General features: G+C 35.0%; 1 protein-coding gene. It reads left to right on the top strand.

Annotated elements, in window-relative coordinates:
* Window positions 1–360 (top strand): ABC transporter permease (locus tag ACSG5Z_RS29770; RefSeq protein ID WP_435712739.1); only part of this gene is annotated, 360 nt, incomplete at both ends.

Here is a 360-nt window from a genome sequence, read left to right as displayed (position 1 = left end):
GATCTGTTTCATTATTTAAAATTGAGCCGTGGATTTTACCGAAGCCTTCTGCCATTGTTCACGAATTAATTGGAATGAAAGATTTACTATTACCGAATACGATGCAAACGTTACAAGAGGTTCTAATCGGACTGTTTTTTGCGATTTTAATTGGGACAAGTATTGCAATTATTATGGATGTTATCCCTTTATGTCGTATTTTAATAAATCCGTTGCTTGTTATTTCGCAAACGATTCCAATCGTTGTACTTGCACCGTTATTTATTATTTGGGTTGGATATGGAATGCTACCGAAAGTAATGGTAGTAATACTCGTTTGTTTCTTCCCGATTGCGCTCAGCATTTTAGAAGGTTTTCAAA

This window comes from Bacillus pretiosus, from assembly GCF_051294775.1.
Classification (GTDB): domain Bacteria; phylum Bacillota; class Bacilli; order Bacillales; family Bacillaceae_G; genus Bacillus_A; species Bacillus_A wiedmannii.
The sequence above is the reverse complement of the archived record's forward strand: the minus strand, read 5'-3'. Positions and strand labels throughout refer to the sequence as shown.